This is a genomic window from Microcoleus sp. S28C3, from assembly GCF_036700785.1.
GTDB classification, from domain to species: domain Bacteria; phylum Cyanobacteriota; class Cyanobacteriia; order Cyanobacteriales; family Microcoleaceae; genus Microcoleus; species Microcoleus asticus.
Genome location: NZ_JAUBPO010000078.1, coordinates 1 through 13,282, shown reverse-complemented (window position 1 = coordinate 13,282; position 13,282 = coordinate 1). Strand labels below are relative to the sequence as shown.

Here is a 13,282-nt window from a genome sequence, read left to right as displayed (position 1 = left end):
TAATTTGGTCTACCGACTCACTAAGTAAAATTTCATATTTAAACTCTACCTGAAAGCAGAGAAATTTGTCGAGCTAGATGTATCCATCGACCGAGGCTCGGTGCGATCGCTTGTCGCACAATGGATTAAGGCGAACACAGATAAAGTCTGCAATCCTTCAGACTTTAGCAAGAGAAGTAAAAAGAGGTACCGATCCATGTTTTTTCACAAAAAAGAATTAATGTCTGCTGTGACAGTAGACCAACCTAACCCGCGTTTTGCGCAATTGCTGCTAGAACAGTTTGGCGGAGCAACCGGAGAACTGACAGCAGCTTTGCAATACTGGGTGCAGTCATTTCACTGTGAAAATGCAGGGATTAAGGATATGCTCCAAGATATTGCCATTGAAGAATTCAGCCACTTAGAAATGGTGGGGCAACTCATAGAAATGCACACCAAAAACGTTGACCAAACAGAAGCTTATAAAAGCACTTTGTTTGCCGTGCGCGGCGTAGGCCCACACTTGTTAGACAGCCAAGGTCAAGCTTGGACAGCAGCTTATATCAACGAAGGCGGGGATGTGGTGCGCGATTTGCGCGCTGATATCGCTGCCGAAGGAGGAGCTCGCCAAACCTACGAAGAATTGATTAAACTCGCACCGGATGCAGGAACGAAAAAGACGCTGCATTTCCTGCTGACTCGCGAAATTTCTCACACTCAAATGTTCATGAAAGCTCTAGAATCGTTGGGTAAACTCACCGATCCTTTGTTCGGCAATATTCCGCCAGATTCCACTGTGGATCTCTACTTTAACTTGTCCACAAACGGCAAGGATGAACGCGGCCCTTGGAACTCTGAACCTACTTTCCAATACATTGCTGAACCAGGCCCCAGAGCTTAATCGGAATATTCCGCAATTAGCCTCGCAGCACAGTAGCCGAGTAGGTTGGGTAACGCGAAGCTCTACCCAACCTACTCTTTGCTATCAAGAGCGATCGGCTAAAAAATGTTATAGTTATTGAAACTCTCCCGGACTCAAGCAGAAACCGGGTTTTTTTTACGAAAATACTTCGCAGCAGCCTCTTGCCACCGTGGAAAAACCCGGTTTCTTGAGTTAGTGCGCGCAAGTCCAGATCCCGATCGAACATTAACATTAAATCCATATTGAAATTGCGATCGACCTATTTATTAGTCTCTCACGGCAGCCGCGACCCCAGACCCCAACTAGCTTTGGAAAACCTAGGTCAACTGCTGTCTCAAAATTTTGGTGACTCGTTCCCCGCAGTAGCAACTGCCACCTTAGAACTCGGGCCCGCACCGCTGCACGAACAAATTTGCAGTTTTGGCGAACGTACCCTGTCGCTGGGACTGACAGAATTGCAAATCCTGCCTGTATTTTTATTGCCGGGAGTTCACGTCGCCGAAGACATACCGGCAGAGGTGGAAATTGCCCAAAAAACTTTTGGTGACAAGCTAAAAATTGAATTGCGCCCGCATTTAGGTTCCCAGAAAGCAGGCTTAACAAAATTGGTAAAAAGTCAGATGCAAGAGGTGACTTTTCTCCCCAATCTGCTATGGCCAAAATGGATTTTATTATCTCACGGCAGCCGTCGCCCCGGAGGTAACTCGACAGTTGAGGAAATCGCCAGCCAACTCGGTGCACAGACAGCGTATTGGTCGGTCAAGCCGAGTTTGGAAGAGCAAATTGACAGTTTGGTTCGTGGTGGACAGCAGCAAATTGGAATTGTGCCATACTTCTTATTTAATGGAGGAATTACAGATGCGATCGCCAAAAATGTCGCACAGCTAAAGCAGCAATTTCCTGCGGCGGAACTTCATCTCGCAAATCCTCTAGGCGCAAGTGTAGAATTAGCAGACTTAATTGGGGATTTAATTCAAAAATGAACCGCAGTGGCACAGAAGAGGTAAAGGAAGCAAGAAAAATGTCCTTAGGAAAAGTGTATTTAGTAGGTGCGGGACCCGGAGATCCGGGTTTGATGACCTTGAAGGGAAAAGCTCTGTTAGAGTGCGCGGATGTGGTGATTTACGACGCTTTAGTCAGCCCTCAAATTTTGGCAGCAATCAACCCCCAAGCAGAACGAATTGATGCCGGAAAACGCAAAGGCCGTCACTCGTTAATGCAAGATGAAACAACTCAGTTAATGATAGAAAAAGCTGGAGATAATGCGATCGTAGTTCGTCTCAAAGGCGGCGATCCGTTTATCTTCGGTCGCGGCGGCGAAGAAATGGAAGAGTTGGTAAAAGCTGGAGTGTCGGTAGAAGTTGTACCCGGTGTCACTTCTGGAATTGCGGCCCCTGCTTATGCGGGAATTCCTTTAACACACCGATCGTACAGTTCCTCTGTCACCTTTGTCACCGGTCACGAATCAGCGGGAAAATATCGACCGGAGGTAAATTGGCAGGCGATCGCCCGGGGTTCCGAAACCATTGTAGTATACATGGGAATCCACAATTTGCCTTACATTATCGGCCAGTTGACAGCAGCCCAATTGAGTGCAGAAACGCCCGTAGCGTTAGTGCGCTGGGGAACGCGGCCGGAACAAGAAGAATTGATCGGGACTTTGGGTACAATTGTAGAGCAAGTTGAGGCGACTGGATTTGCAGCACCTGCGATCGCAGTAATCGGAAATGTCGTCAATTTGCACTCGATATTGTCTGGCTGTCGGCCAGTTTCTCAGACTGTAGAATAAGCGGGAGGATGGGGTCAGAAGCGCTCTAATTTCGATCGCTTTGATTTCGCTCCCTCTGATTTGGCTCGCCAGGGACGTTCGCACCCTCGATGTCATTCCGATGTCATTCTTGGACGCATCAATGACATATTTATGTCATTGCTCGCTCTTGAGCGTTAGCTTTCGCCCTCTATTATGAAAGCTATCGCAGCATCTGTTGTTCATGGGTTTTGCGTCCAGCACTGGATGCCAGCGAAAGCGCGCGGAAAATCTCGCCGTTTGTTGGCAGTCATTGCGTGTTGTGAGGCGATAATTTGATAATATTTTTTTTTGTCGTTTTTTGAGGCTTTTTTTCCAAAGTTCCGTTGCATAACTGTTTGTTTCGATTCCTGTACTGCAATATAAACTATTTTCTCTTTTGCCTTGGTCGCCAAAAACCTACAATTTTTTAAAAAATCAATTGTTGATATGAGATTTATAGAACTTGCATATATTGAATGACCGCGCCCAAAAATGGAGACAAGCCCCCGAATTAAATCGCGGAAATATAAAAATTTTAGACCCTAGTTTATGCTCCCCGATTCATCTGTCGAGTAAATCTAAAATCTAAAATCTAAAATCTAAAGTATAAAATCGACTGACAGAACCAAAACACCATTCAATATTTAGGATTGCTATAGATGAGTTCCAAATTAGTTCCGCAAGAGACAAAGCCCCAGCCTAGAGCGAATTCAGCCTTCAAGCAATTATGGTCAATGCACGCGGTGATGGCAACCTGTTATCTGCTGCTGTTGCTTGGGGGATTTTGGATGGTTAAAATGCCAGACAATACACCATTACGAGGCAACGCTTATACTTTGCATAAATCGATTGGGGTGTTGACAATTGGATTGCTAACTTGGCGTATTTTCATTTTGCAGCGAGTTTGGTGGCGTAAGTATACGCGCCGCCTCCCCAAGTTTACAGGTGAGTGGATTCGCACGTTTCTACTGCACACGGCAATTTATCTGTTTATGCTAGCGGTTCCTCTGAGCGGATTTTTCCTCTCTAATTCCTATAAAAGCGGGAATGTCCCTTTCTTCTGGCTGGCAACCTTGCCAGATACAGCAGTTTCCGCTGTTATGAGGTACAGTAGCAGCAATTAGTAAACCAATTTCTTAAATGTTTAGGGTTGATTAACTTGAGGGCAACTGCAATGATTTTATCAATCATTGACGTGGTTTTTGGAGAGAACCTTCGTAAAAAAGATTTGAGTTGTGACCACCAAAGTTCAATGGGATTAAAATCTGGAGAATACGGAGATAAGCTCAGGACACTTGCACCGCAAGCTTCAATCATTGGTACAATTGATTCTAATTTATGGGCGGGTAAGTTATCCATAACTACTACGGCTCCTTTCCATAATTCAGGACATAAAAATTTTTCAATAAATACGGCAAATGCTTGTCCATCCATTGAATCATTCATTGTCATCACTGCTAGCACTTTGTTCATACTAATTGCGCCAATAGCTGTGACTTTTGCCCCTCGATAAAATGGTTTTAATTCAGTGACTCTTCTCCCTGGCTGTGAACGAGCATGAGTTCTAGTCAAGCCAAGTATAATGCCAGTCTCATCCAAAAATACCAGATTTTCCGGCTCGATATCTTTGATTTTTTCCCAATACTCTACTCTTAATTTTTGGACTCTTTCTGTCGCGGCTTGGCGACTGTACCATGTTTTTTTTTACGATGTAGTTGTAATTTCTGCAAACTGCGACACATTGCCGCCCGACTCACCCAATGCCCAGTCTTCTCTGCAAATAATTCACACAACTCCACTAAAGTGGCATCTGGATACTCTACCACCAGTTCTCTGACTTCTGTTTCCCCATTGCTTAGATGACTAAATTGTGGTTTCCCCCTCGGTTTAGGCTGTAAAGAACCCTCGAATCGTTGTTGCTTTATCAATTTTTGGACTAGACTTTTACTAACACAAAACCGGGTGGCTACTTTCCTCGCTTGACATTTTTTCTACCAAGTGTGCTGCCACTATCTTTTCTCGGAGATCGACGGAATATGCTTTCATTAGTTTTGAATACAGAATAATATTTCCTTTTTTTATTGTACCGCATTACAGCGGGAACCGCTGTATCTTTCCTCAAAATGCAGCGGTTGTAGATTTTGCAGGAGATTTACATTTCTGGATTGCTTATACTTTCCTGGCCTTTATTGTACTGCACGCGATCGACCAACGAAAATATGTGCGATCGCTTTGGAGACGAACAACCCAAGCCCTGAAAAAATCATCGCTCAGTTAACCTTAATCAGTCCTGAAATCAATAACGTATTGATGTCATTGCTCACTCTTGAGCGTTAGCTTTCGCTCAGTTTCTCAGACTGTAGAATAAATTTCAATATTGCATCTGCAGTCATTAGTCATTGGTAAAATGACTAAGCTAATCCGCATTTAAATTGCACGGTAAAATAAACTTTTACTCTTGTGGTGTGGGCAGGAAAGCCCGCCCTCAACATACAGTTTAAATGCACAACCGCTTACTAACTAATGACTAATGACTAATGACTAATGACTAATGACTAAGGATTTCAACGCGCCACTTCCCGCATATACTCCCCCCACAACTGAGCGGCATTTGCACTACCTCCCCCAGTCGGAGAATTATCATCATTTCCCAACCAAACTCCTGTCACGAGTTGCTGACTCGGAATATAACCGACAAACCACAAATCTCTATTATCATTAGTCGTGCCTGTTTTTCCAGCTTCTCCCAACCCCAAAGCAGCACTGCTGCCCGTACCTCCCCGCACAACACCTTGCAGCATATCAGTCATCGTATCCGCTACGCCTTCAGAAACTAACTGGCGATTGGCAATGCCATCTTTTTGATAGTCATAAATCACCCGGCAACTGTTAAAATTATTTCGATCTTTGCAATCGCTGCTGTCAATAATTCGCTTGATTACGTGGGGGCGATTCCCCAAACCCCGGTTCGCCAAAACCCCGAATGCACCAGTTAATTGTAATACGTTAACTTCACTTTCACCTAATACTAAACCTGGGTTAGAACGCAGTTCTGATGTAATCCCTAAACGTCTGGCCATTTGCACTACATTGTCTAAACCGACATCTTGTGCTACTCTCAAAGCAATTGCATTTTCCGACTGTGCTAAACCCCGATACATATCCGCACTGCCGCTGGTTCTTTCGCAGCCGCTGTAACTTTGTCCGCCCCAGGAAAGCGGCTCGCAAGAATAAGTTTTATCGGGTGAGATTCCCTGTTCTAGGGCGGCTGCATAGGTGAAAATCTTAAATGTAGAACCGGGCTGTCTCAAAGCTTGGGTAGCCCGATTAAACTGACTTTTCAAGTAATCTACGCCCCCAACTAAAGCTAAGACTTCTCCTGTTGTAGTATTGAGAGTTACCACGGCTCCTTGAGAAAAACCTGCATTGGCTCCCGCATTTTCTACAGCATTTCTGAGGGAAGCTTCAGCCACCTTTTGCAGGCCGGGATTCAAACCTGTTTCTACAATAAAATTGCCTTCTCTGGCTAACTGCTCCCCCAGCAAAAACTCCAATTCGTCAAATACATAACTGTAGAAATAAGGAGCGATCGTACTTTGCAGAAATTCGCGAGCTTTGGGATTAATTTCAATTCGCGATCGCCTCGCGCGATCTGCTTCTTCCTGAGAAACCGTCCCCAGTGCCCGCATCCGTTCGATTACTCGATCGCGGTACTGCACCGCTAACTGATAATTTTGAATCGGATTAAAACTGTTTGGCGCAGGCAAAATTCCCGCCAAAGTCGCCGCCTCTGACAAAGTTAAATCCTTCGCCGACTTGCCAAAATAAAACCGAGACGCATCCTCAAAACCGTAAAGGTCAATTCCCAAAAACACGCGATTTAAATAAGTCAGCAATAGCTCGTCTTTGCTGTAATAATTCTCCAGTTTAAAAGCCACTACAGCTTCCCGTAACTTGCGTCCCGCCGAATCTTGAGTTCCCACATAATCTCGAAACAAACTCCTCGCCAACTGCTGCGTCAGAGTGCTACCACCTTCACGAATTCCGCCCCCGCGAACATTCGTTAAAAGTGCTCGCAAAACGCCCAGCGGATCTACCCCCAAATGCCAATTGTAGCGGCTGTCTTCCGAAGCAAGTACCGCCTTGGATAAATAGGGCGAAAAATCCTGCAATTTTTTTAATTCTAAGTGAGCGTTATTCTGAGGAGGACGCAGCGGAGTTTGCCCGTCGCGGGCGTAAACAATCACGGGGCCATTGATACTTCTCGGTAGAGGCCGCACGTGAAACTTGGTCGATTCCATACCTACCAACACCGCAATCAAGGCGGTAATTCCGCTAACGCCGTAAAAGCTGTAACGCACAAGTTCCAAATACCAAGGCGGCGGATATACGTACTGAACTCTGACAGCGGCAGCTAGTTCCGGCGGGCCTAAAGTGAACACGTCTCCGTGACGCAGCGACATACTTTTAATTCGCCTTTTGCCGCTGTAAATGCCGTTGGTGGAGTCTTCATCTTTGATGACAAAAGGAGTCCGCCGCCGAGTATCCCGCGACAGGGATAAGTGGACGTGACTGACAACGGGATTGCGAACTACAATATCTGAAGATTTGGACGATCGACCTAACAAATATCGATCGCCCAACAGCGGATAAACCTCAGCTTTAGCTGCACCCGCATCCTGCACCCACAGTTCGGGTACTTTGGCATTCGGTTTCAGCGCTAGCTGGTTAAAATTAACCTTAGCAATAGTCTGGACTGCTTGGGTAATAGCACCCAAGACGGTTTGAGGTTTGCGGGGCGGCTGCGGTGGGGTCATATTTCGCTGTGCACTACGATCGAGCGATCGGCTCTTGCACCATTCTACTCGCAACTTTTGGCTAATTTCAGGATCTGTCCACACTCTTGAGGCGATAGTCGGCTAATGGCGATCGATTTTGGGGTTGTGAACCCGCAAGGCGAGCAGTTTATTGAGCGAATCTCCACCCAACCACAAAAAATCCCGCTCTCACAAGAGAATTAAATTATCATAAACTTGCCAAAAAATTAACACTTTCCATAACATTTATCCCAGATTTACCAATAAACTTCGCATAATTAAAACCCCCCTTTTTCAAGGGGGGTTAAAAGCCGAAAATCAGCTTAGTTCTCCTTACAGCGAAGAACCCAAACCGGCATAAGCACCGTAGAAGAAAAGACCCAAAATGCTCAGAACACCGAGGCCTGCGACAGTAGCTACCAGCCACAAAGGAATTCTGCCACTTTCACTAAACATAGCCATCACCTCACTAATTCACAGCTAAACAAATTCGATCGAACTATCGAAAGCCAACTCAGACACCAGTTAATTAAAGAAATAACTGGAAAACAAAATACCCAGAGTAAAAATCAACAACAGACCCAAATAAAGAGAAGTCCGATTTAACTCAACAGGCTGCTCGTTGGGATTAGGAACGCGCTCAGGCATTGTAAACTCCTATCGTTGAATAAATTGCATTGCTGCGATCGCGCCCAAAAAGAAAATTGTTGGGACACCTAAAGTATGAACTGCCAACCACCGCACCGTAAAAATCGGATACGAAATTGGCTCATTGTTGGGGGTTCTGCTCGTCATTTTTCCAAATCCTTGTTAAATTACTTGGCAATGAACTGATCTACTTGTTTCTTAGCTTCAAAGCGATCCGAGATAATGGGCACTTCTTCCCGCTGCGGTGTGAAATACTGGTTAGGGCGAGGAGTTCCGAAAGCATCGTAAGCCAAACCCGTTTGCACAAACAGCCATCCAGCAATAAACAAAGCCGGAATGGTGATGCTGTGAATTACCCAATAACGGATACTTGTAATAATGTCCCCAAACGGACGTTCTCCAGTTGTACCAGCCATTTAGAATCCTCCTTTCAACAACAAATCGACAGACAATCTCTATTAATATTCTACTATCAAGCAGCTTGCGCTGAACCTTGATATTTAAGTAGAGTACCGCTCGCGCCGATCACAAATCCGCGATCGGGGCCCATAAAGACAATCCTGTAAAAATTAGCGGGAACATCTTCAACTTCGCGGTCTTTTTGCCAAGTTTTCCCGCCGTCCAAACTGCACAGCAAATTGCCGCCGCCGCCGGCTACCCAAACTTCATTATCAGTACGGTAAGCCATGTCCAGCAAACCCCAACTCGCCTTGCGATCGGGAAAAAACGGTTTTCCCCAACCTTCAGGATTGGACGGGTCGCTAAACTGAATCTGACCGCCGCGGGCGAGCATCCACAAACGCCCGTCCTTGGTAAAACCCATATTTTGCAGGCGGCGAGAACTGTTGCGGTTGTGAGGTTCCCAAGCTTCTTGTCCGGGTTTCCACACCGAGTAGAAATTGCCCTTCGAGGAAACCGCAACATACTGCCCGTCTTCAGAACGGTTGATATTGCGAACTACCCCAAAAGAATCCTGCACGACAGCTTTCCAATTTTTGCCGCCGTCAGAAGTCCGGTAAATCGCCCCCACATCGGTGGTCATCTCGGCGGAATTCGGGCCCAAAGCCGCGATCGTACTCGGAGAACCTGGCAACTGACTGCTCAAAGCAATCCGCGTCCAAGATTTACCCTCATCGTTCGTGTGGAGCAAAACAGAAGGCTGGCCGACAATCCAGCCTTCTGAACCCGAAAAACTCACCGACGCAAAACGCGACCTCGGATCGTCGATATCCAGTGCTATAGACTTCCAGCTAGTGCCACCGTCGGAGGTTTCGAGCAGAGTTGCCTCCGAACCCACAACCCAGCCGTGCTGAGGATTGCCCGTAAAGGCAATATCCTGCAAATTAGCTTTCGTCGGCAAAGAAATAACTTGCCAGGGGTTGTAACTCACGGAGCCGATCGTGCTGCAACTCGTACAGATGAGCGCAGCGGCCAATAACATTACAATTCGTTGCCAAAATCTCACAATCGTCTTACTGCAAACCATACATACTAAGTAACAACAAGAAACCAACGACCAAGCCGCCAAAAATCAGCAAACTTTTCTGACCTTCGGTCATGCCGTTGACACCGACACCGTAGCGCTGATTTGCCTTAAATCCCGATATCCCTTCCATCTGACCGAGATTTTGAAACGCCGACTTGCGCGCTGCGCAAACGGGACAGACCCAAGTTTGGGGCAAATCTTCAAAAGCCGTGCCCGGGGCAATGCCAATTTTAGGATCGCCCTTTTTCGGATCGTAGACGTAGCCGCAGGCGCGGCACTCGTGCCGATCGAGGGTCTTAGTCTCAGTGGCTCGATCGCTCATAGCTCCAAAAGAGTAGGTAAGCTAATCTTAAAATATACATTAAAAATTATTGCAGAAGATGGACGATTAATCTCAACCAACTCGTAATTTTAGCTACCCAAAATCTATATAATGTAACAGACAAGTTACAGAACCCTTTCACCTAGGCAGTAATTATTCACCGTGTTTGCACTCAGCGGCTACGAGTATTTCTTAGGCTTCCTGTTAATTTCCAGCCTAGTCCCTATCCTCGCCCTCACGGCGTCTAAGGTACTGCGCCCCAAAAGTCGTCCCTACGACCGACGTACTACCTACGAATCTGGCGTCGAGCCGATCGGCGGAGCCTGGATTCAATTCAACATCCGATATTATATGTTCGCCCTGGTCTTCGTCATCTTCGACGTAGAGACCGTCTTCCTGTATCCTTGGGCGGTTGCTTTCAACCAGCTAGGACTTCTGGCTTTTATCGAAGCCTTGTTTTTTATCACGATCCTCGTTATTGCTCTTGTCTATGCATGGCGCAAAGGAGCCTTGGAATGGTCTTAAGTTCTGACAAATCACAAAAAGCGCTGATCAACCCAGTCGAGCGCCCGGAAGTCACATCCCAACTCTCAGAGAACGTCATCCTGACAACAGTGGATGACCTCTACAATTGGGCGAGACTTTCGAGCCTGTGGCCGCTGCTTTTCGGCACAGCCTGCTGCTTCATTGAATTTGCAGCTTTGATCGGATCGCGCTTTGACTTCGACAGATTCGGCTTAGTACCCCGATCGAGCCCCCGGCAAGCCGACTTGATCATCACCGCCGGCACAATTACCATGAAGTACGCCCCCATTTTGGTGCGGCTGTACGAACAAATGCCGGAACCCAAATACGTGATCGCGATGGGCGCGTGCACCATCACCGGCGGAATGTTCAGCATGGACTCCACCACAGCAGTCAGAGGCGTTGACAAACTGATTCCTGTAGACGTGTACATCCCCGGCTGTCCCCCTCGCCCAGAAGCGATTATTGACGCAATTATCAAACTGCGGAAAAAAATCGCCAACAATTCCATGCAAGAACGGGCCAATTTGCTCCCAACCCACCGCTACTACACCAGACCCCACAAAATGAAAGTAGTAGACGACATTTTGGACGGCAAATACTTGTCTGTTCCGGGCCGGATGGCGCCGCCGAAAGAATTGACCGAAGCAATGGGAATGCCAGTACCGCCGGCCCTGCTTGCAGGACAAAAACAGGAGGTAAACCGTGGCTGAGACAGAATCTGCAATTGTTGAAGCCGGGAAGGTTTCCCAGTGGTTGACTCAAAATGGCTTTGAACACGAAGCTTTAGCGGCCGATAATTTGGGCGTGGAGATATTAAAGGTCGATCGAGAATTCCTAATTCCGATGTCAACAGCACTGTACGCCTACGGGTTTAATTATATGCAGTGCCAGTGCGCCTACGACCAAGGCCCTGGACAAGATTTAGTCAGCGTCTACCACTTGGTTAAGCTGACAGATAATGCTTCCAAGCCTGAAGAAGTCCGCGTCAAAGTATTCGTACCCCGCGAAGATCCCAGAGTGCCATCAGTCTACTGGATTTGGAAAGCAGCCGACTTTCAAGAGCGGGAATCCTACGATATGTACGGCATTGTCTATGAAGGACATCCGAATCTGAAACGGATTTTGATGAACGAAGATTGGGTAGGCTGGCCGCTGCGGAAAGATTACATTTCCCCCGATTTCTACGAATTGCAAGACGCTTATTAATAGAGTTTTGCGAGGGCGGGTTTAGAGCATAAAATTTGACTTTTGGGGTTAAGTTTTATGCTAAACTCGCCCTCTGTTTTTTTAATCTATTGCTGTAGGGCGATGTTTTGTGATCTTCTTAGTCTAAGAATTATAATACCTCCGCATGACCTCAAACCCAAGTCGCAGACTCATTAATGATATTGAAGCTCTTCTGGCGACAAGCGCAAACCTATTTGCGTCAGAAGGTTCCGTGCGTCAGGTCGCTATCCTAGCAAATTCAGAGTATAATATCGAGTGTTGTGGGGAAGGATTTAACGCAGACATTTACAACCTCTATCTTCAAGTTCCTGGTTGGCTTTACTCGCAAATTTCTGACGATATTGAGGTATGTGAAAATCTAATTCTGGACAAGGCAAGAATACTTCTCAAATCATACCCATATGATGGTTTAGCTAATGTGATTATTAGTCCAATTCTGAGCCCAGGTGAGGAGTGGCGCGAAAAAGCAAACAATTGGGTCACAGGTAAAGGAGTCAATAATCAAGGTCGTGTTAGGTCTGATAATATACCTTCGAGAACAGTAGACGGGCTTCTGTTTCGTTTTGAGAACGAAGTGCTTTTTTACAAAGCTCTTAAATTACTTGGGGTATCCTTTGCTCCATTACCCGTTTTCATTAGAGGTGGTGAAAAATACAAAAGAATTGAACCAGATTTTGTCATTGTTAAAAACGGTGTTTTACTGGTTGTAGAAGTAGATGGTGATACTGTACACAACGAAACACCAGCAGAAGCACATGATAGGACAACTATGCTTGCCCATGAGGGGGTTCATATTGAGCGAATCCGAGCATCAGAGTGCCAAACCCCAGATCAGGCAGTTGCCTGTGCAAAGAAAATGTTGCAGGTTATTGATAAGATTAAATCTTCAAGGTAGATGACGTTGAGTCCCAAAGGTTATCTGCATCCGGTGAGCTTGGTCGTTAAAGCGATCGCTCTAATACAGCACTTTGCGTGACTAGGGAGTAATTTTCCTGTCTCTTTTTTTGGCTTTAGTAGTGCTTGTACCGTACTTTTACGCTCGTTGAAATCTTTCTGCTACTTTCGGAATAGAGGTGTTACCTGCTTCTCCTTGTGTCAACGATCTTTTGACGCATATCTAAGGAGTAGGGTTTCATTTTTCTCTTTTTTACCACCTCTACTATTCTACCTAATTGTTAAGCAAAGTGCTGTAAGTAAATTATAACAGGTAATCCTGACGGCTCTCCTGAGTTTATGGTGTAAAATGTACCTAATAATACATTTACCGTTATGAGATTCCATCTAGACTATCTATTAGCCTTGCCTGGAGTCAGCGTTGAAACTTGTACTCAAGTTGAGGGAAAAATTTTCTTGGGACTCAGCATTTTATCAGAAGGAATTGTTTGTCATCATTGTAACAATCATACCGAAAAACTGCATCAAAATCGACCAATTTTAGTAAGAGATTTGTCTGTTTTTGCTTGTCCTGTATATCTAAAATCCCACGACCAACAGTTCGGACATATTTTGGGAGAGTCAGGCTCTGAGAGAGCCGTATTCTAGGAGTTTTCGGTAGTTTGGATTT

At 45.9% G+C, this 13,282-nt stretch carries 16 protein-coding genes and 1 pseudogene; 9 read left to right on the top strand and 8 right to left on the bottom strand.

The window, feature by feature from the left end; translation table 11 throughout:
* Window positions 1-196: 196 nt before the first annotated feature.
* The 4 genes from QUA13_RS21805 to QUA13_RS21790 all read left to right on the top strand — a co-directional run bounded on the left by QUA13_RS21805 (window position 197) and on the right by QUA13_RS21790 (window position 3,814).
* Window positions 197-880 (top strand): manganese catalase family protein, encoded by a 684-nt coding sequence (locus tag QUA13_RS21805; protein ID WP_333201822.1) that lies wholly within the window; start codon window positions 197-199, stop codon window positions 878-880.
* Between the two features lie 269 nt (window positions 881-1,149).
* Window positions 1,150-1,884 (top strand): sirohydrochlorin chelatase, encoded by a 735-nt coding sequence (locus tag QUA13_RS21800; protein ID WP_333201820.1) that lies wholly within the window; start codon window positions 1,150-1,152, stop codon window positions 1,882-1,884.
* On the top strand, window positions 1,881-2,690 hold the full coding sequence (cobA, locus tag QUA13_RS21795; RefSeq protein ID WP_333201817.1) for a uroporphyrinogen-III C-methyltransferase: 810 nt from the start codon (window positions 1,881-1,883) through the stop codon (window positions 2,688-2,690). The genes QUA13_RS21800 and cobA overlap by 4 nt, the downstream gene beginning before the upstream one ends.
* A 659-nt stretch (window positions 2,691-3,349) precedes the next feature.
* Window positions 3,350-3,814, top strand: a complete 465-nt coding sequence (locus tag QUA13_RS21790; RefSeq protein WP_333201815.1) for a cytochrome b/b6 domain-containing protein — start codon at window positions 3,350-3,352, stop codon at window positions 3,812-3,814.
* Here the strand turns inward: QUA13_RS21790 and QUA13_RS21785 are convergent.
* The 8 genes and pseudogenes from QUA13_RS21785 to QUA13_RS21750 form a co-directional block, all read right to left on the bottom strand.
* Window positions 3,789-4,373, bottom strand: a pseudogene (locus tag QUA13_RS21785) (IS630 family transposase); the annotation flags it as partial. The gene QUA13_RS21790 and the pseudogene QUA13_RS21785 overlap by 26 nt on opposite strands.
* A gap of 881 nt (window positions 4,374-5,254) precedes the next feature.
* Window positions 5,255-7,507 carry a transglycosylase domain-containing protein gene (locus QUA13_RS21780; RefSeq protein ID WP_333201865.1) on the bottom strand — a complete coding sequence of 751 codons (2,253 nt, stop codon included), beginning with the start codon at window positions 7,505-7,507 and terminating at the stop codon, window positions 5,255-5,257.
* A 333-nt stretch (window positions 7,508-7,840) separates the two neighbouring features.
* On the bottom strand, window positions 7,841-7,963 hold the full coding sequence (locus QUA13_RS21775) for a photosystem II reaction center protein J (RefSeq protein ID WP_172190233.1): 123 nt from the start codon (window positions 7,961-7,963) through the stop codon (window positions 7,841-7,843).
* Between the two features lie 69 nt (window positions 7,964-8,032).
* The gene (locus tag QUA13_RS21770) at window positions 8,033-8,155 is read right to left on the bottom strand and encodes a photosystem II reaction center protein L (protein ID WP_172190234.1); all 123 of its coding nucleotides are present in this window, start codon (window positions 8,153-8,155) and stop codon (window positions 8,033-8,035) included.
* A 9-nt stretch (window positions 8,156-8,164) separates the two neighbouring features.
* Window positions 8,165-8,302: a cytochrome b559 subunit beta gene (gene psbF / locus QUA13_RS21765; protein WP_006635504.1), complete on the bottom strand. Its 138-nt coding sequence runs from the start codon at window positions 8,300-8,302 to the stop codon at window positions 8,165-8,167.
* Window positions 8,303-8,322: 20 nt separating this feature from the next.
* Window positions 8,323-8,571: a cytochrome b559 subunit alpha gene (psbE, locus tag QUA13_RS21760; protein WP_006635503.1), complete on the bottom strand. Its 249-nt coding sequence runs from the start codon at window positions 8,569-8,571 to the stop codon at window positions 8,323-8,325.
* Window positions 8,572-8,627: 56 nt separating this feature from the next.
* Complete coding sequence (locus QUA13_RS21755) at window positions 8,628-9,641, bottom strand: photosynthesis system II assembly factor Ycf48 (RefSeq protein WP_172190235.1); 1,014 nt, start codon at window positions 9,639-9,641, stop codon at window positions 8,628-8,630.
* Window positions 9,628-9,963 carry a rubredoxin gene (locus QUA13_RS21750; RefSeq protein ID WP_172190236.1) on the bottom strand — a complete coding sequence of 112 codons (336 nt, stop codon included), beginning with the start codon at window positions 9,961-9,963 and terminating at the stop codon, window positions 9,628-9,630. The genes QUA13_RS21755 and QUA13_RS21750 overlap by 14 nt, the downstream gene beginning before the upstream one ends.
* Window positions 9,964-10,125: 162 nt before the next feature.
* On the opposite strand from QUA13_RS21750, the gene ndhC reads away from it, so the two are divergent.
* The 5 genes from ndhC (at window position 10,126) to QUA13_RS21725 (ending at window position 13,260) form a co-directional block, all read left to right on the top strand.
* On the top strand, window positions 10,126-10,488 hold the full coding sequence (ndhC, locus tag QUA13_RS21745) for a photosynthetic/respiratory NAD(P)H-quinone oxidoreductase subunit C (protein ID WP_006635500.1): 363 nt from the start codon (window positions 10,126-10,128) through the stop codon (window positions 10,486-10,488).
* Window positions 10,479-11,201, top strand: coding sequence for a photosynthetic/respiratory NAD(P)H-quinone oxidoreductase subunit K (gene ndhK / locus QUA13_RS21740; protein WP_172190237.1), 723 nt, complete (start codon window positions 10,479-10,481; stop codon window positions 11,199-11,201). Before ndhC ends, ndhK begins: the two co-directional genes overlap by 10 nt.
* Window positions 11,194-11,697, top strand: coding sequence for an NAD(P)H-quinone oxidoreductase subunit J (locus QUA13_RS21735; RefSeq protein ID WP_172190238.1), 504 nt, complete (start codon window positions 11,194-11,196; stop codon window positions 11,695-11,697). Before ndhK ends, QUA13_RS21735 begins: the two co-directional genes overlap by 8 nt.
* A 145-nt stretch (window positions 11,698-11,842) precedes the next feature.
* Window positions 11,843-12,613, top strand: coding sequence for a hypothetical protein (locus QUA13_RS21730; RefSeq protein ID WP_333201812.1), 771 nt, complete (start codon window positions 11,843-11,845; stop codon window positions 12,611-12,613).
* Window positions 12,614-12,987: 374 nt separating this feature from the next.
* Window positions 12,988-13,260 carry a transposase family protein gene (locus QUA13_RS21725; protein ID WP_333201810.1) on the top strand — a complete coding sequence of 91 codons (273 nt, stop codon included), beginning with the start codon at window positions 12,988-12,990 and terminating at the stop codon, window positions 13,258-13,260.
* Window positions 13,261-13,282: the final 22 nt, after the last annotated feature.